We start from the raw sequence: 16,238 nt of genomic DNA, 5'->3' as shown, positions 1-16,238 counted from the left end.
AGCACCGTCCGTTCCCGCCGGTCGGCAACGTAGTGGAAAGACGTTATGAAATTCACCCTGTCCTGGCTTAAAGAGCATCTTGATACCAACGCGACGCTGGATCAGATCACCGACACATTGACCGACCTTGGTCTGGAAGTCGAAGAGGTCGTTGACCCCGCAGCCAAACTGCAAAGCTTTACGCTGGCGCGAGTGGAACATGCCGAACAGCATCCTGACGCAGATCGGCTGCGCGTCTGCCGCGTCATGACGGATGAGGGGGAAAAGCAGATCGTCTGTGGCGCACCGAATGCGCGGGCCGGGATCACGGTGGTTCTGGCCAAGCCGGGCGATTACGTTCCGGGCATCGATACCACGCTGGGCGTGGGTAAGATCCGGGGTGTCGAAAGCCACGGCATGATGGCGTCCGAGCGAGAGCTGGAACTGTCCGAGGAACATGACGGGATCATCGAATTGCCTTCGGGCGAGGTGGGCCAGAAATTCGTCGACTGGCTTGCACAGAACGCGCCGGAAAAGATCGACCCGATGATCCATATCAAGATCACGCCGAACCGGCCCGATGCGCTTGGTGTTCACGGTATCGCCCGCGATCTGGCGGCACGGGGGCTGGGCAGGCTGAAGCCTGTCAGCACCGCGCAGGTCGAAGGCAAGTTCGACAGCCCGATCAAAGTGACCATTGATCCCGGCATTGCCGACAAGGTTCCCTTCTTTTCGGGGCGTGTGGTGCGTGGCGTGAAAAACGGTCCAAGCCCGGATTGGCTGCAAAAGCGGCTGCGGGCCATTGGCCTGCGCCCGATCAATGCGCTGGTCGATATCACCAACTTCTTCACCTATGATCTGAACCGCCCGCTGCATGTCTTTGACGCCGCCAAGGTGACCGGCGACCTGAACCTGCGTGCTGCGCAAGCGGGCGAGACGATCGTGGCGCTGGATGACAAGACCTATAGCCTGCCGGAAGGCGCGGTGGTCATCACGGATGCAAACACCATCGAATCCATCGCGGGCGTGATGGGCGGGGCTGCCTCCGGCTCGCAGGACGACACCACCGATGTGTTCATCGAGGCCGCCTATTTCGACCCTATTTCCGTGGCCGCAACGGGTCGGGCGCTGAAGATCAATTCCGATGCGCGCTATCGTTTTGAACGCGGCATCGACCCGGCCTTCACCTTGCAAGGGTTGGAGCTGGCCACGCAAATGGTGATCGACCTGTGCGGTGGAGAGCCGTCGTCGGTCGTGACTGCCGGTGAAATCCCCAACACGGATCGCGCCTATCGCCTTGATCCCGCCCGGACGCAAAGCCTTGTCGGTCTGGACATTCCTGCGGACACGCAACGCGCCTCGCTGGAGGCCCTGGGCTTCCGGTTGGAGGGCGATATGGCGCATGTGCCCTCATGGCGGCCCGATGTTCTGGGGGATGCTGATCTGATCGAAGAAATCGCCCGCATCGCCAGCCTGACCAAGTTGGAGGGCAAGCCGCTGCCGCGTCCGCAGGCAGGCGTGCCAAAACCGATCCTGACACCGTTGCAGGTTCGCGAAACTGCGGCACGCCGTCAGGCCGCCGGGCTGGGCTATAATGAATGCGTCACCTATAGTTTCATCGACGAAGCCGTGGCCAGGCTATTCGGCGGGGGCAGCGATGCGGTGCGCGTCGAAAACCCGATCAGCAGCGAAATGACGCATCTGCGTCCTGACCTGTTGCCCGGTCTGCTGACGGCAGCAGCGCGCAACCAGTCGCGTGGTTTCATGGATCTGGCCCTGTTCGAGATCGGTCCCGTCTTTGTCGGCGGCGAACCGGCCGAGCAGGCAACCCAGATCACCGGTCTGCTGGTTGGCCATAATGCCCCGCGCGACCCCTTTGGCAGCCGCCGCCGCGTTGATCTGTATGACGCCAAGGCCGATGCCGAGGCTGTGCTGTCGGCCATCGGTGCGCCCACGAAATCGCAGATCAATCGCAAGCTGGAAGCCTGGTGGCATCCGGGCCGCGCGGGTAATATCGCCCTTGGCCCGAATGTGCTGGCAACCTTTGGCGAGGTTCATCCCAAGGTTTTGCGCGAACTGGACGTAAAGGGACCGGCGGTTGCCTTTACCGTGCGGATCGCAAATGTGCCGTTCCCGAAAACCAAATCGGCGTCCCGCCCCGCGTTGGATATTTCCGAACTGCAAGCGGTCGAGCGCGATTTCGCGTTTGTGGTTGATCCACGGGTCGAGGCGCTGACCATCGTTAATGCCGCACAAGGTGCCGACAAGGCGATGATCGAGACAGTTACCGTGTTCGACCAGTTTACGGGGTTGGAAGGCGGCAAAAAATCCATTGCGATTACGGCACGCCTGCAACCACGGGACAAGACCCTGACCGATGCCGAGATCGAGGCGGTCAGCCAGAAGATCATCGAAAAGGTCGAAAAGGCGACGGGTGGCAAGTTGCGCACCTGACCCGCGCCGATGTTCACGAAAGCGCGAATGCCCGGTCACCGACCGGGCATTTTCACGTCAAATCTGCCAATTGCGCACAAAATTGTGTCGTTTTGGTAACGAACCTGTCCCAATAGTCAGTCGTTATGCTGGGTAGCTTTAAGATATATTTGTCTAAGGAGCTGCAAAGGTAGACCCTTGTTTGTAACGTGTTGACGTTGGTGAAATGACATGACCAAGCCGCAACTGATCCTTATCCCCGGCCTTCTGAATGACGCCGCGCTATGGCGCGATCAGATAAGGCCGCTGTCCAGAACCTGTCGTCCTGTCGTCGCGGACATCACCAGGGGCAATACACTTGCCCGCCTCGCCCAGGATGTGCTGGCCATCGCTGACGATGAATTCGCGCTGGCGGGTTTTTCGCTTGGCGGGGTCGTCGCGCAGGAAATCATGCGTATCGCGCCGGATCGGGTCACGCATCTGGCGCTTTTGGATACGACGATGCTGCCCGACGCCGCGTCACGCGCCCAAGACCGACAGCGCCTGATCGCGATGGCGGGCAATCCCGGCAAGTTCCACGGCTTCGGTGACAAGCTGCTGGACACCTATCTTGCCCCCGCAAACCGTCATAACGCCGACATGGCGGCACGCGTTCGTGGCATGACCGAGCGTCTTGGACCAGAGGTGTTCATCCGGCAAAGTCTGATAGATCGCCCTGACGGTCGTCCGTCACTTCATGATATTTATTGCCCGACGCTGGTTTTGTGCGGCGAAAGCGATGTGGTGACACCGCCTGATCTGCATCGTGACATGGCCGTGGATATCCCGGATTCGCGGTTGGTCATCGTGCCGTCCAGTGGCCATCTGACGCCGATCGAACAGCCCGAAGCCGTCACCGAGGCGCTAAGTCATTTGCTGATGCGGGAACGCTTTGTGGCCCTGCATGGCAATAAAGACCAGATGGCCCTAAATTATTGGTAAGGTTGGAGCGGGTGATGGGAATCGAACCCACGTATTCAGCTTGGAAGGCTGCTGCTCTACCATTGAGCTACACCCGCGTCGCATACTCCTATAGGGGGCAATGCGACAGGGTTCAAGCTATCCGATACCCCTGACGGCAAGTTCACTGCGAAGTTCCGCCGCGCTGGTGAAATGGATCGCGTCCATTCCGATCTTTCGCGCACCCTGAACATTCGCCAGACTGTCGTCGATGAACAGGCAATCTTCGGGGCGCAGGTTGTTTCGCTGGCACAGGGTCAGATAGATCGCAGCCTCGGGCTTCAGCAGGGCCTCGATACCCGACACGACGATATCGGTGAACAACCCGTTCAGTCTGGGATATTGTCGCAGGGCCTGGGGCCAGGTTTCCGCCGCCCAATTGGTGATCGCATAAAGATCGTGACCAGCGGATTTCAGATTTTCCGCGATCTGCCATGTCTCGGCGACGGGTTGGAGGATCGTCAGGCCGAAGCGATCCAGATACCCCTCCAGCGGAGCTGCCAGCGCACCATGCTGTTCACGGGCCGCAGCCAACCCCGCGGCAAAACTGCGCCCGCCATCCTGCTTGCGGTTCCAACCGTTGAAATCAATCTGCTGAAACCATTCCTGCAAGGCGGCAGGGTCGTCGAACTGCTGTTGAAACGCTTCTTCGGGAAACCAGTTGATCAGCACTTGGCCAAGGTCGAATACAATGTGTTTCATCGCCTGCTCTCAAAGAAATTTCTTAGCAGGCTACGCGATTCATCGGCGCCAAGCCCATCATAAATCTGTGGGCGATGGTGACATTGGGCGTGATCGAACACCCGTGCACCATGCTCGACGCCGCCCATTCGGGGGTCGCTGGCCCCGTAATACAGGCGTTCTATGCGGGCGGCGGATATCGCTGCGGCGCACATGGGGCAGGGTTCCAGCGTCACCCACAGGCTGTAACCGGGCAAGCGTTCAGACCCGGCAGCGGCGCAGGCTTCACGAATGGCCACGATTTCGGCATGGGCTGTCGGATCAGATAATTCGCGGGTGCGGTTCCCTGCTGCGGCCGCAACACGGCCATCGGGCGCAATCAGGACGGCGCCAACAGGAACCTCGCCGCGATCTGCGGCGGCACGCGCCTGGGCCATGGCGCGATCCATATGGGTGGTGAAACCGGACATGCGCGTTTGTCGCAAGCGGATCACGCCTGTGCAAGCGGGCAAAAGAATCCTTCCACGTTTGAGGGGGGTGTCGTAAAAAGTCCCTCTTTTAACCCCCGCAGAGATGCGCAGGAGAATTCGCATGACCGAAGAAAATACCCCACAAGCCCCCGCGACCGCAGAACGCATTGCCAAAGTCATGGCACGCGCCGGTGTTGCCAGTCGCCGCGAAGCCGAACGCATGATCATCGAAGGTCGTGTCACGGTGAACGGGCAGAAAATCAACAGCCCTGCGCTGGACGTATTGCCGACCGACAAGATCGTGATCGATGGCAAGCGCATGGAAGAGCCGCAGGAAACCCGGTTATGGCTGTATTACAAGCCGCTTGGACTGGTAACGACGGAATCGGATGAGAAAGGCCGTCAGACCGTCTTTGACGCGCTGCCCCGCGAAATGCCGCGGGTGATGAGTGTGGGGCGGCTGGACCTCAACTCGGAAGGGTTGTTGTTGCTGACCAACGATGGCGAATTGAAGCGCCGGCTGGAGTTGCCGACGACCGGCTGGTTGCGTCGCTATCGTGTGCGCGTGAACGGCAATCCGTCCGATCTGACCTTTGCCCCGCTGCGCCGTGGCGTCACGATCGATGGCGAAGAATTCGCCCCGATGGAGATCAAGTTGGACAGCCAGCAAGGTGCGAATGCCTGGCTGACGGTGGGTATCCGCGAAGGCAAGAACCGCGAGATTCGTCGCGCGATGTCTCATATCGGGTTGCAGGTAAACCGCCTGATTCGCATTGGCTATGGTCCGTTCAAGCTGATCGGGCTGGAAAAAAATCAGGTGGCCGAAGTGAAGCGCCGCGTCTTGCGCGATCAATTGGGCGGTCTGTTGACCGGTGAGGTCGAGGAAAAAGAACGCGAAATGCGTCCGCGCGGAGCTGATTCGTCGCGCGGTCCGCGCCGCCATGACGGGCTGGATGATGGCCCCCGCCGCAGCTTCCGTTCGCATGGCGACCGGCCCGCGCGCGGGAACGATGCGGACGGCCAGGATCGGCCCAGAAAGTTCGGTGCCAAACCTTTTGATGCGCAGGACCGTCCAAAGCGGTTTGGCGAAGGTTCGGCCGAAGGTCAGGATCGCCCGCGACGTTTTGGCGCGAAACCTGGTGACGCTCAGGATCGCCCGAAGCGGTTTGGGAGCAAACCGGGCGAAGGTCAGGATCGTCCAAAACGCTTTGGCGGAAAGCCCGGCGACAGTCAGGATCGGCCACGGCGGTTCGGCGGCAACGCTGGTGATCGGGATGACCGCCCCAAACGTTTCGACGGCAAACCTGCGGGTGAACGCCGTTTTGGTGCCGGTGCGCGTGATGATGATGCGCGCCCATCAAAGGGTAACTGGCGTCGCGATGACGCAGCCCCGCGGCGTTCGTTTGATTCCGCTGACGGTGGCGAAGATCGCAAACCGCGCCGCTTTGGCAAGCCGGCCGGTGATCGCTCGTCATTTGGTGGCAAGCGTGACGAGCAAGGCGGTTCGAAATCCTTTGGCCCGAAATCCTTTGGCCCGAAATCCTTTGGCGGTAATCGCGGCGATCAGGGCAAGCCGGGCGGTGGCAGAGGTTTTCGCGCTAAACCCGCTGGCGGACGTCCTGACGGCGGGAAATTCGGCGGCGGGAAACCCGGTGCTGGCAAACCGGCTGGCGGCAGACCCGGTGGGCGTCCCGGTGGCGGTAAACCTCGTGGCTAATGTAAAAAACCGGGCAGGCGTAATTGCCAGCCCGGTTTCGAGGGAACCCCGGAGTTCGCAGAATTGATTGATTATTTGGTCAGGATCAGCTTGCCCGCGCGGGTAATGCGCAGCTGGTAAATCTGGTCATCAAGAATGATCAGCGCCTGATTGCCGCCACGCGTCAATTCGGTTGCGTCATGCTGCGGAAGACGTGCAAGGGCGCTGGTGCCGGGTTGCAGAAAATCGGCGGGACGTGCTGCGGTCATGGTCAGCCTCTTTGGGTTTGATCCTTCATTTATCTATGTCTGACAAATTTACTCTGAATTGTCAAAGTAAAATAGTCAGATTTGTTCCACCGCAATTTCCCGCCGCAATTTCCCGTCCCAATTTTCATCATTCAGCCGACAGACAATCTGTCAGACTATCGGCCAATCCCTGCATGACGTGGCCATACAACATGGGACCTGCTTCGATGCCGGCGCCTTCGGGGTCAAGTGCTGCCCCGGTCTTTATGCCGGTTCCTTCGGACGCGGCTACGATCAATTTCGTGTCCTGCGCAAATTCAGGGAAAGCGCAGGTTGCCCCCGATTCGGTGATTGCGGCACGCAATTCACTGATTCGCGCTGCCGAAGGGGTGCTGGCGTCACCGGGTGACACCGCCAAAGCGGGGGAAAGGCCGTAATGGTCGGTGAAATAGCCATAGGCATCGTGGAAAACGACAAAGTGCTTATCAGCGACGGGGGCAAGTTGGGCACGGATCGCGGAATCCATTTCATCCAACCTCGCAGCAACAGCCTGCGCATTGGCCGAATAGATCGCCGCATTTTCTGAATCCAAAGCGCCCAGTTGTTTCGCAATCTCTGATAGCCAGAGAGCGGTATTTTCCGGGTTCAACCACGCATGTGGATCGTTGTCCGCATGACCGTGACCATGACCGTGATCTTCATCGTGCTGATCTGCGTGACGATCATCATAACTGCGTAATGTCGTTCCCTTGATATCCAATAAACGTAACTGCACTGAGCCCTGCCCAAGTGACCTAGATGCGCGTTCCAGCCACGGTGTCAGTTCTGGTCCGGTCCAGATCAGCGCATCGGCATCTTGCAATGCACCGGCGTCCGAGGGACGCATCTGATGGTGATGAACGCTGGTCCCGGCAGGCATCAGAACATGAATGGTGCCAAGATCGCCCATGACATGTTGAACCAATGAGCCGGTGATCGGTGTGTCGACCACAATCTCTGGCGCGGCCAGAGCGGGGGTCGCGCTGAACAGCAGGGCCGCAAGTGCAAAAGAGATGCGCATCAGAATATCCTTGGCAGAGGTTGAAGCGAGGCCCTTGTTGATGTTATATGATAACAAGTCAACTGAAATGTTATAAAGTAACTTATCTTGAGCATTGCACAGCCCGATATGTCCAACGCCGCCTTTGCGCCGCATGATCACAGCCAATGCACCGCCCGTGCGCTGGACGAGGCGGAAGCGCGACTGACCAAGTCGGGCGCACGTCTGACCCCGGTCAGGCGTCGCACGTTGGAAATCCTGTTGGAGTCGCATCGTGCCATGGGGGCCTATGACATGCTTCAGCGCCTGGCCGAGGAAGGGTATGGCAACCAACCCCCCGTGGCCTATCGTGCATTGGAGTTTCTGGTCCAGAACGGTCTGGCACATCGTCTGCAACGCCTGAACGCCTTTGCCGCCTGCCTGCATCCGGGGCATGAGCATGCTCCGGCTTTTCTGATCTGTCGGGAATGCGACAAATTGGCCGAACTTCCCGCCGCCCCGGTGCGCGAAACTCTTTCGGATCTGGCCGCGGATTCCGGCTTCACCGTCGAGCGGGTGACGATCGAGGCCTTGGGCCTTTGCCCCACCTGCGCCAGGGCGGGGGCGATATGACGCCGCTGATACAGGCAAATGACCTGACGATCTTGCGGCCGGGCAGTCAGGACATTGTGCTGCAGAATGTTGATTTTCAGATTGCCCCGCAAGAGATCGTCACCGTTGTCGGGCCGAACGGGTCGGGCAAATCGTCGCTTGTGCGGGCGTTGCTGGGCCATATGGCGCTGGCAGATGGCCGCATCAGCCGCAGGCCGGATCTGCGCATCGGCTATGTGCCGCAGCGGGTTCAGATTGATACCGCGATCCCGATGACCGTGCGGCGGTTTCTGTCGCTGCCTCGCCGGGTCAGCGATGAGATGGCCTCGGCGGTTCTGGCGCGGACGGGGGTTGATGGGCTGCAAGCCCGGCAACTGACCCAACTGTCTGGCGGTCAGTTTCAGCGTGTCCTGCTGGCGCGCGCTTTGCTGCATGATCCCAACTTGTTGGTCCTGGATGAGCCGACACAGGGGCTGGACCAACCCGGCATCGTCGCCTTTTACAAACTGGTCGAGGAAGTTCGCCGTGAAACCGGTGCCGCGGTGCTGATGGTCAGCCATGATCTGCTTGTGGTGATGCGCGCGTCGGACCGTGTGATCTGTCTGAACGGGCATGTCTGCTGCGAAGGGACGCCGCAGCATGTCAGTTCCGCACCGGAATATCGCGCCCTGTTCGCGCGGGTAGCGAAGATGCGCTGGCGTTATATCAGCACCACCACGATCACGATCACGATCATGGCCATGACCACATCCACGATCATCACCACCACCACAGCTAAGGCGATGCATTTTCATGCTGGATGATTTCTTTATTCGCGCATTGCTGGCCGGTTTAGGGCTGGCGCTGGTGGCTGGTCCACTGGGCAGTTTTGTCGTGTGGCGGCGGATGGCCTATTTCGGGGATTCAACCGCACATGCCGCTATTCTGGGCGTGGCGCTTAGCCTTGCCTTCAATCTGTCGATCTATGCCGGGACATTGCTTGTGGCGCTGGTGATGGCGGTTGTGGTTACGGCGCTGGTATCGCGCGGGCAGGCGATGGATACTGTATTGGGTGTTCTTGCACATTCGGCGCTGGCCTTTGGCCTGGTCGCTATAAGTTTTGTCCCATCGGCCCGGGCGGACCTGAATTCTTATCTGTTCGGCGATATCCTGACCGTCGGAATGGCGGATCTGACGCTGATCTGGATTGGCGCTCTGCTGGTCCTTGGGGTGTTGATGTGGCGCTGGCAAAACCTGCTGACCGCAACCCTGAATGAAGAACTGGCAATGGCTGCAGGTATCAATCCACGATTCGAACGGCTTCTGCTTTCTATCGCGCTGGCCGTCGTCGTCGCATTGTCGATTCGAGTGATCGGATCGTTGCTGATTTCTGCAATGCTGATCGTTCCGGCAGCCGCAGCCCGCGCATTGGCCCCCACGCCCGAGCGGATGGCTGCCAATGCATCGCTGATCGCCGGTCTGTCGGTGATGTTGGGACTGCTGTCCAGCCTGCATCTGGACACACCGGCAGGACCGTCGATTGTCGCCGTCGCTGCAATCTTTTTCGGAATTTCTTTTGTATTTCGGCGTGGTTAGTGCAATCCTGCAACAATTCCTACCATGCGGCGGCATGATCGGAACTATCCCGCGCGGTAAGTGTTGGCGATTATGCAACAGTTGACGCAGACCCGCATGGGATTTGATTTAATGCAGCTTTTCAACCCGCCGGGTTTATGTAACTGTCTCATCGATGTTGCCGGATACGGCAGCCTTCAAACGAAACGGAGCATGATCATGACCAAATTCGCTACTTTCGCTGCCGCTCTCGGCCTGACCGCAACTTCGGCACTGGCCGGTGGCTATGTCGCCCCCGTTGTCGACGTTGAGCCGGTTGTTGTGGAAGAAAAACCCGCCTCGTCGAACGCCGGCCTGGTTGTTCCCGCCCTGCTGCTGCTGGGCGTGATCGCTGCCGTCGCTTCGGACGACGACGACAGCTAATTTCAAGTAGGATCGGTCTCACCGATCTGAACTTGAGGGGCTGGCCTTCGGGTCAGCCTTTTTCTATTTCTGCCGCCAGTTTTCAGCCAGATTATTATATCACCTCGCGAGCCGTGAACGGCGTTGATCTTCAGGCGGCGGCGTTGCTGACCATGCCTCGCTTGAACCGGGACAAGCACTTTCCGGGCCTTGCTGGCGACTTCGGGGCGGTCGGGGGCTGGTCATTTGCCATGGCTCGGGCATGGCAAGGCAGCCTCGATGTTGGGGTGTTGCTCTCCAAGCCTTCCGCGTTATTTCTAGGTCCAAGATGGGGGTGCGCCGCTCGGTTCAAGGGGGCTGTTGCCTGCAACGGTCACGTGGTTGATCAAGGCAGATGGCCGGATCCCGCCGAAGAGTTGCCCATGGGGGTATCTGTAGCCTATCCGAGCATAGCGCAGGCCATGCTCCTCCCGGTCTTCCTGCAGCGGATGATCCGCCTTTGCCGAGGCTGGCATCGCGCGCAGGATCCGATCCAAGGGCCGCCTGCGCACTGTATCGTCAACAGGGTCGGTCAGGCTGGTGATTGGGGCGGATCGGCTGGCTATGACCCTATAGCGTGACGCGGCCTGACCCGATCAACAAAAAAACCGGCCTCGGAAGGGCCGGTTTTCGTTCTCATTCTTGATGGCATTCAGGGACGCAAGGTCTGGATGGTCACATAGCCCAGATTGGGGCCGATCCATTGCCGAGAGACCGCGACCTGGCCGCCAGAAACCATGTAGCTGTTCTGGAAGCTGGTGCCATGACCCTCACAGTTTTCAACCGTAACGCCGGGTTTGGCGCCCGCGCCGACGGTGCAGGTGAACTGCAGCGGTCGCTCGATCCCGTCACCAGCAAAATAACGCATGGTGCGCGTGCCGCTGCCGGATGCGCCGGCACGGATCATGCCTTCGGTTTGCGCTTCGGCCACCGACAGATCATGCCCAAGCCCGCGCGTTCCCACCAACATGCCGCCGCGCAGGATCAGCGCTTCCTCTGCCGGGGTCATAAAGGTGCGCATGCTGCCGTTCTGGCCCGTCATGGCCATGATCTGCGTGCGGCCAAGTCCTTCGAAGCCCGCCTGAATCAGCGGGCCGGGGTTGACGCGCAGCGCCTCGGCTGCGGCTTCCTGAGGCGATTTTGCCGGTGCGGTGGCCTGCTCGCTCTGGCGACGCTGTGCCAGAATCTGGCCAGCGGTCTGCGTGGCAATGCCAAGTGCGCCCATGTCGCCATCGTCGCCCGTGGTGTTGCCGCAGGCGGCCAGCCCGGCCAGCAGGGAAGCTGCCAGCGTGATCTTGATTGCGCCGTTCATCGCCAGAACCTCCCCCAGCCTTCATAAAGTTTGACAGAATGGCTGTCACGGACGCGGTCATACAAACGACCGTTGACGTTCAGCTGCGCACCACCATCGCGCGACAGCGACCGCAGGTCGGCCGAAACACGTTCGCGCGTCGCCGTGCCGGTGGCCCAGCCCAGCGGGATCGACAGGGTAATTCCCTTGTCAAAGCTACCTTCGCCGAAGTCTTCCTCGCTCATATCGGTTTTGGTCGCATAGGCACCGATACGCCAGCCATTCGCGAATTCGCGGGTCACGGTCACGGTCGCGCCCTTGTCGCCAGCCAGATATTTGCCGACATCAAGCTGCGCGGTGAAGCCCTGAGCGAATTCGTAATAGGCCGAAACATGGCCCATCGTGACCTCGTAATCGCGGAAGTCGAACAGCTGATCAAAGTCACGCTTGCGGACGCGGTTGATTTCCGCGCCAAAGGCCAGCGGCGAATTGACCGGCTTCCACAGGACTTCGCCCGAAACACCGCCATAGGCGCGTTCCAGAAGACCGGCGGTGACGCGGGTGTAGATCGTTTCGGTCGGCTTTGCGTAATAGGCCAGCGTCAGTTCCGGGATCACCGGATCATGGTTGCCGGTATACATGCGCGTGTCTGAACGAACGCGCGGGATGCCGTCGTTGGTTTCCAGCGACGGATCGTTCTCATATTCCTCGGCCGTGTAGTGCTGTCCCCGCTGACCGGGGATGCCTGGACCGCGCTGGTCAATGTCACCAAAAGCACGTTGACGCAGCGCGCCAGTCAGGAACAGACCTGGCATCAGCTCATAGCTGGCGCGGGCCTCGGCGCCGACTTCGTTGGTCAAGCCGTCTTCGGCGCTGAAAATGCCCAGATCCCAATAGGGTTTGATGCTCCACCGGAAGCGTGGATAGACATCCGGGGTGCGAACCAGACCGGGCGCGGACGAGGGCGCATCGGTCAATGCGGCGACCGTGGCGATCTGGCTGGCCTCGGTGTTTTCCAGACGTTCCACGTCCGAGCGGCGCACCGTCACCGATGAGGTCGGAACGCCATCGGCGGTCGAGGTAATGACGAATGTTTCGACCGAAGGCGGCAGGGCGCGCGTCATCAGGCGCGCCGTGCGGCCAATCGCTTCGGCCTGGCTGATATAGCGCTGGTTGCGCAGCCGCACTTCAGCCCGGTTCGAAGTCAGGGCCATCGATTCAAGGATCTGGCCTTCGTCGGACATGGCCTTGCCAAGCGCCTGCTGGATCGCAGGTTGCGCGGTCGGATCCTGTGCCCAGACGCCCGACCAGCCATCGGGATCAGCCGCAACCGCCGGGCGCGGACGCACCGGGGCCGGGGCTTTTTCCAGCCCGGACGGGTAGGGCGCCTCGCGCGGGTTCAGCGCGATCGAGAATTGCACGCCAAAGGTTTCGCCACCGATCGAATAGAGGCCCGCTTCGTAATTGTTGCCAAAGCGGTAATAGGCGGCAAGGTTCAGATTGTTGCCCGGCTCGTCATCACCTTGCTGAAAGTGGTCGATCGTCCCGTTTCTTCGACGGTAATCCGCCTGATACTTGTCGTTCGAATATTCCGCGACAAGGCTGAGCTTGTCATTGACCTGCCAGCTGACCGAAGCAAAGGGTTTCGCCCCGCCGCTGAACCAGTCGCCCGCATCAAAGGTGCCGCCTTCATCGGCCGAGTCGATCACCCGGTTCTTGCCCGCCAGCGTGCCCCAGCCAAGACCGGCAGACACACGCACAGCCGGCGTTACGTTTTTCGTGGCGACGATATATTCACCGGAATAAACGCCCGTGCCGATAAAGTCCTGCAAGCCGACAGCAACCGCCGGACGCCAGCCCTGTTCATCCAGAACCTGCAGCCGCACATCGAATGACCGGTCCGAGATGTAGCCATCATTGCGATAGTCGTTGATCCCTTCGACCCGCGAATAGCGCAACACGGTCGTCAGGCGCGGCAGCGCCTGAAACACGACGCTGCTGCGGCGGCCATAGTCGGACCACGATACCGTGGCGCCCAAGGTGCCATCGGGCAGAGTTTCCGCCGTCGGGGTATCGATCCCGCCGGCCAGGCCATAGGTTGACATGTTGCGACCATGCATTGGATCGGCAACGGCGGTCGACGATACTGATCCGAACAGCAGCGCCGCAGGCAAGGTTGTCGCCATCAGGCGTCTTATCGTTCTGGATCGGCGCATCGCGTGGTCCTTGTAAAGCGTTTGGCGGATCATAACTTGCACCCGTGCCCTTTGCAGCCTGCGAACGCAACTTCACTTGGCAGTTGCGTCCTTTGAGCCGCAGTTATTCAGGCGCGGGCGATGATCAATCGGTGGTGTCGTCAGAATTTTCGGTGCTGGTGCTGGCCCCCGTCGAAGGCGGGGTTGATGGCAGCACCATCGTCGGTGCCGGAACGCTGGGCTTTGTCGTGGTCGTGGTCGTGGACGAGTTGCTGTTGCTTTCAGGCGCTGGCGGTGTTGACGGCGTGGTTGGCGTGGTGGTGGGCGCCGGTGTCGTCGCTGGTGCGCTGGTGCTGCTTTCCGTTGCGGCGTTGCTGGCCGGCGTTTCCACCTGTGCCGGAGCTGAAGTTTCAGCGGCGGGTGCAGGTGTTGCGGCCGGACGGGGTGCAGCAGGACGCGTGCTGCTGCGTGTCGCGGCGGCCTTTGGCGCGGCCGGGACAGGTGCGCGAATGGCTGCGACGGCTGCGGCGACCTCTGCGGTGGCGGGGCCTGCGCATCCCGTTTGCTGGCGGCCAGCCGTGGTCAGCACAGCGGTCATCGGGAAACGGTCCCCCGACATGGAATCGCGGCATTGCTTGCTGCGGATATTCAGCGCGAAAGGACGACCGCTACGGACGCCAATGAACTCGACCCCCTCGGCAAAGGTGATGCGGTCCACACGGACTGCTGATCCGCGCTGGTTTTCGGGTGTTTTATACATCGCGGTATTGCCTGCGACATCGACGGCCCAGAACGGCTCATTCCCGCGCGCACTGAAGGCGGCGGTATTATAGGTTACACGTTCTGCGGTCGAAACGGGACGCGTGCCCGCGCCAGTCTCGATCGGCTGCTCCAGCGGAGAGACGGCTGGCGGGCGCGGCCCGGTCGATGCTTCGGATTCAGAATTTTGACCCAGATTAAAGCCGGTGCCCTCGCAAGCGGCAAGCGGCAGGATCATCAGGGCAAGAAGGGCGAGACGCGAAGACATTGGCGGGCCTTTTTTGTTTTGGGTCACTGTCACGCAAGCGTTAGCAACCGCCGCCTTGCGGGGCAAGCGCGGCGGCGTGCCGGTGGCGACACATCGCCAGTCTTGCACCCGTCTTGCGATCAACAATCCTCAACAATTCGGGACGTTGACGGCCAGACCGCCCAGTGACGTTTCCTTGTATTTGTCGGACATGTCGTTGCCGGTCTGACGCATCGTTTCAATCGCGGCATCCAGTGGCACGAAATGTTTGCCGTCGCCGCGCAGGGCCAGACTGGCGGCGCTGACCGCCTTGATCGCGCCAAGGCCGTTCCGTTCGATGCAGGGCACCTGCACCAATCCCTTGACGGGATCGCAGGTCATGCCAAGATGATGTTCCAACGCAATTTCAGCCGCGTTTTCAATTTGTTCTGCGGTTCCGCCCAAAACGGCAGCAAGCCCTGCCGCGGCCATTGCACTGGCACTGCCAACCTCGGCCTGACAGCCGCATTCGGCCCCGGAAATCGAGGCGTTATGCTTGATCAGGCCGCCGACAGCAGCTGCGGTCAGCAGAAATTCGGGCAGGTCGCGTTCGGTCGCGCCCGGAACGTGGTCAAGCCAATAGCGGATGACGGCGGGGACGGTGCCCGCCGCGCCATTGGTCGGCGCGGTGACGACCTGACCTCCAGCGGCATTTTCTTCGTTCACCGCCATTGCATAGGTAGACATCCAGTCATTGATGACATGCGGAGCGGTCAGGTTCATCCCGCGCTCGGCCATCAGCTTGTCGTGGATGCCCTTGGCGCGGCGGCGCACACTAAGCCCGCCGGGCAAAATTCCGTCGGTGGCCAGGCCGCGATCCATGCAATCGCGCATGACATGCCAGATGCGCATCAACCCGTCGCGCAATTCGGCATCGCTGCGAAAGGCCAGTTCATTCTCACGCTTCATCTGGGCGATTGATTTGCCCGATTTTTCAGCCATTTCCAGCATTTCTGCGGCTGTCGCAAAGGGGAACGGCACTTTGGCTACGGCATCGCTGCGGCTTTGATCAGCCTTTTGTTCCAGTTCTTCGGCAGTCAGAACAAAACCACCGCCCACCGAATAATAAACCTGGTGATAGATCACATCCCCTTGCGCGTCGGTTGCCGACAGGGTCATCCCATTGGCGTGACCGGGCAAGGCCTGATCGAAATCAAAGCGCAGATCACGGTCGGGATCAAAGGCAAGATCGCCAATCCCTTCGACCGAAAGCAGCTTCGTGCGGCGGTTTTCCTCTAACGCAGCTTCTGCAGCTTGGGCGTCGATTGTCGCGGGAACAAACCCCGCAAGGCCAAGGATCGTTGCACGATCCGTCGCATGCCCCTTGCCGGTAAAGGCCAGACTGCCATGCAAACTGGCCTTCAGCCCATAAGGTTTGAACGGTTGCTGTCTTAGGGTGTCCAGAAACCGCGCCCCTGCCACCATCGGCCCCATCGTGTGTGACGAAGATGGCCCAACACCTATTTTGAACATGTCAAAGACAGACAAGAACATGACGACCCCTTGCAATATTCTTGCTATTTAAACAGGACGAACCCACCTGTGCCAGTGCGGAAACGACCCATGGTCAGGGGGT

14 protein-coding genes, 1 tRNA gene and 1 pseudogene are annotated in these 16,238 nt (G+C 60.2%); 7 read left to right on the top strand and 9 right to left on the bottom strand.

The window, feature by feature from the left end:
* The first annotated feature begins 45 nt into the window (after nucleotides 1-45).
* Nucleotides 46-2,433 carry a phenylalanine--tRNA ligase subunit beta gene (pheT, locus tag H4P12_RS09575; RefSeq protein WP_187793468.1) on the top strand — a complete coding sequence of 796 codons (2,388 nt, stop codon included), beginning with the start codon at nucleotides 46-48 and terminating at the stop codon, nucleotides 2,431-2,433.
* 210 nt (nucleotides 2,434-2,643) lie between these two features.
* Nucleotides 2,644-3,393 carry an alpha/beta fold hydrolase gene (locus H4P12_RS09570; RefSeq protein WP_187793467.1) on the top strand — a complete coding sequence of 250 codons (750 nt, stop codon included), beginning with the start codon at nucleotides 2,644-2,646 and terminating at the stop codon, nucleotides 3,391-3,393.
* A gap of 3 nt (nucleotides 3,394-3,396) precedes the next feature.
* Here H4P12_RS09570 and H4P12_RS09565 read toward each other — a convergent pair.
* The 3 genes from H4P12_RS09565 to H4P12_RS09555 form a co-directional block, all read right to left on the bottom strand.
* Nucleotides 3,397-3,470: transfer RNA gene (locus H4P12_RS09565), tRNA-Gly, on the bottom strand.
* 40 nt (nucleotides 3,471-3,510) lie between these two features.
* Complete coding sequence (locus H4P12_RS09560; protein WP_187793466.1) at nucleotides 3,511-4,113, bottom strand: HAD family hydrolase; 603 nt, start codon at nucleotides 4,111-4,113, stop codon at nucleotides 3,511-3,513.
* Nucleotides 4,110-4,562, bottom strand: a complete 453-nt coding sequence (locus H4P12_RS09555; protein ID WP_187793465.1) for a nucleoside deaminase — start codon at nucleotides 4,560-4,562, stop codon at nucleotides 4,110-4,112. The genes H4P12_RS09560 and H4P12_RS09555 overlap by 4 nt, the downstream gene beginning before the upstream one ends.
* Before the next feature lie 121 nt (nucleotides 4,563-4,683).
* On the opposite strand from H4P12_RS09555, the gene H4P12_RS09550 reads away from it, so the two are divergent.
* Nucleotides 4,684-6,279 carry a pseudouridine synthase gene (locus H4P12_RS09550; RefSeq protein WP_187793464.1) on the top strand — a complete coding sequence of 532 codons (1,596 nt, stop codon included), beginning with the start codon at nucleotides 4,684-4,686 and terminating at the stop codon, nucleotides 6,277-6,279.
* Nucleotides 6,280-6,350: 71 nt separating this feature from the next.
* On the opposite strand, the gene hemP is transcribed toward H4P12_RS09550, so the two are convergent.
* Nucleotides 6,351-6,527 carry a hemin uptake protein HemP gene (gene hemP / locus H4P12_RS09545; protein WP_187793463.1) on the bottom strand — a complete coding sequence of 59 codons (177 nt, stop codon included), beginning with the start codon at nucleotides 6,525-6,527 and terminating at the stop codon, nucleotides 6,351-6,353.
* A gap of 127 nt (nucleotides 6,528-6,654) precedes the next feature.
* Nucleotides 6,655-7,566: a zinc ABC transporter substrate-binding protein gene (locus tag H4P12_RS09540; RefSeq protein ID WP_187793462.1), complete on the bottom strand. Its 912-nt coding sequence runs from the start codon at nucleotides 7,564-7,566 to the stop codon at nucleotides 6,655-6,657.
* Between the two features lie 108 nt (nucleotides 7,567-7,674).
* Between H4P12_RS09540 and H4P12_RS09535 the strand changes: the two genes are divergently transcribed.
* From H4P12_RS09535 to H4P12_RS09520, 4 genes and pseudogenes are all read left to right on the top strand, one after another.
* Nucleotides 7,675-8,157 (top strand): Fur family transcriptional regulator, encoded by a 483-nt coding sequence (locus H4P12_RS09535; RefSeq protein ID WP_187793461.1) that lies wholly within the window; start codon nucleotides 7,675-7,677, stop codon nucleotides 8,155-8,157.
* A pseudogene (locus tag H4P12_RS09530) lies at nucleotides 8,154-8,914 on the top strand (metal ABC transporter ATP-binding protein). Before H4P12_RS09535 ends, H4P12_RS09530 begins: the two are co-directional and overlap by 4 nt.
* Nucleotides 8,915-8,928: 14 nt before the next feature.
* Nucleotides 8,929-9,711 carry an iron chelate uptake ABC transporter family permease subunit gene (locus H4P12_RS09525; RefSeq protein ID WP_187793460.1) on the top strand — a complete coding sequence of 261 codons (783 nt, stop codon included), beginning with the start codon at nucleotides 8,929-8,931 and terminating at the stop codon, nucleotides 9,709-9,711.
* Nucleotides 9,712-9,792: 81 nt separating this feature from the next.
* Entirely contained in the window at nucleotides 9,793-10,113 is a 321-nt protein-coding gene (locus H4P12_RS09520; protein WP_425498212.1) for a hypothetical protein, read from the top strand.
* Nucleotides 10,114-10,783: 670 nt separating this feature from the next.
* Here H4P12_RS09520 and H4P12_RS09515 read toward each other — a convergent pair.
* The 4 genes from H4P12_RS09515 to H4P12_RS09500 form a co-directional block, all read right to left on the bottom strand.
* Entirely contained in the window at nucleotides 10,784-11,443 is a 660-nt protein-coding gene (locus H4P12_RS09515; RefSeq protein ID WP_187793459.1) for a YjbF family lipoprotein, read from the bottom strand.
* Nucleotides 11,440-13,638, bottom strand: a complete 2,199-nt coding sequence (locus tag H4P12_RS09510) for a YjbH domain-containing protein (RefSeq protein ID WP_187793458.1) — start codon at nucleotides 13,636-13,638, stop codon at nucleotides 11,440-11,442. The genes H4P12_RS09515 and H4P12_RS09510 overlap by 4 nt, the downstream gene beginning before the upstream one ends.
* A gap of 124 nt (nucleotides 13,639-13,762) precedes the next feature.
* Entirely contained in the window at nucleotides 13,763-14,644 is an 882-nt protein-coding gene (locus tag H4P12_RS09505; RefSeq protein WP_187793457.1) for a COG3650 family protein, read from the bottom strand.
* Between the two features lie 129 nt (nucleotides 14,645-14,773).
* Nucleotides 14,774-16,156: an L-serine ammonia-lyase gene (locus H4P12_RS09500; RefSeq protein WP_187793456.1), complete on the bottom strand. Its 1,383-nt coding sequence runs from the start codon at nucleotides 16,154-16,156 to the stop codon at nucleotides 14,774-14,776.
* Between the last annotated feature and the right edge of the window lie 82 nt (nucleotides 16,157-16,238).

The organism is Paracoccus amoyensis, assembly GCF_014490725.1.
In the GTDB taxonomy this organism is placed as follows: Bacteria; Pseudomonadota; Alphaproteobacteria; order Rhodobacterales; family Rhodobacteraceae; genus Paracoccus; species Paracoccus amoyensis.
Note: the sequence above shows the minus strand (reverse complement) of the source record. Positions and strands in the feature narration are given on the sequence as shown.

Excerpts from the sequence above, each read along its gene's own strand:
- H4P12_RS09515 (WP_187793459.1), bottom strand. The coding sequence starts at position 11,443 with ATGAACGGCGCAATCAAGATCACGCTGGCAGCTTCCCTGCTGGCCGGG.
- H4P12_RS09510 (WP_187793458.1), bottom strand. The coding sequence starts at position 13,638 with ATGCGCCGATCCAGAACGATAAGACGCCTGATGGCGACAACCTTGCCT.
- hemP (WP_187793463.1), bottom strand. The coding sequence starts at position 6,527 with ATGACCGCAGCACGTCCCGCCGATTTTCTGCAACCCGGCACCAGCGCC.
- H4P12_RS09535 (WP_187793461.1), top strand. The coding sequence starts at position 7,675 with ATGTCCAACGCCGCCTTTGCGCCGCATGATCACAGCCAATGCACCGCC.
- H4P12_RS09550 (WP_187793464.1), top strand. The coding sequence starts at position 4,684 with ATGACCGAAGAAAATACCCCACAAGCCCCCGCGACCGCAGAACGCATT.
- H4P12_RS09500 (WP_187793456.1), bottom strand. The coding sequence starts at position 16,156 with ATGTTCTTGTCTGTCTTTGACATGTTCAAAATAGGTGTTGGGCCATCT.
- H4P12_RS09525 (WP_187793460.1), top strand. The coding sequence starts at position 8,929 with ATGCTGGATGATTTCTTTATTCGCGCATTGCTGGCCGGTTTAGGGCTG.
- H4P12_RS09555 (WP_187793465.1), bottom strand. The coding sequence starts at position 4,562 with ATGTCCGGTTTCACCACCCATATGGATCGCGCCATGGCCCAGGCGCGT.
- H4P12_RS09540 (WP_187793462.1), bottom strand. The coding sequence starts at position 7,566 with ATGCGCATCTCTTTTGCACTTGCGGCCCTGCTGTTCAGCGCGACCCCC.
- pheT (WP_187793468.1), top strand. The coding sequence starts at position 46 with ATGAAATTCACCCTGTCCTGGCTTAAAGAGCATCTTGATACCAACGCG.
- H4P12_RS09505 (WP_187793457.1), bottom strand. The coding sequence starts at position 14,644 with ATGTCTTCGCGTCTCGCCCTTCTTGCCCTGATGATCCTGCCGCTTGCC.
- H4P12_RS09570 (WP_187793467.1), top strand. The coding sequence starts at position 2,644 with ATGACCAAGCCGCAACTGATCCTTATCCCCGGCCTTCTGAATGACGCC.
- H4P12_RS09560 (WP_187793466.1), bottom strand. The coding sequence starts at position 4,113 with ATGAAACACATTGTATTCGACCTTGGCCAAGTGCTGATCAACTGGTTT.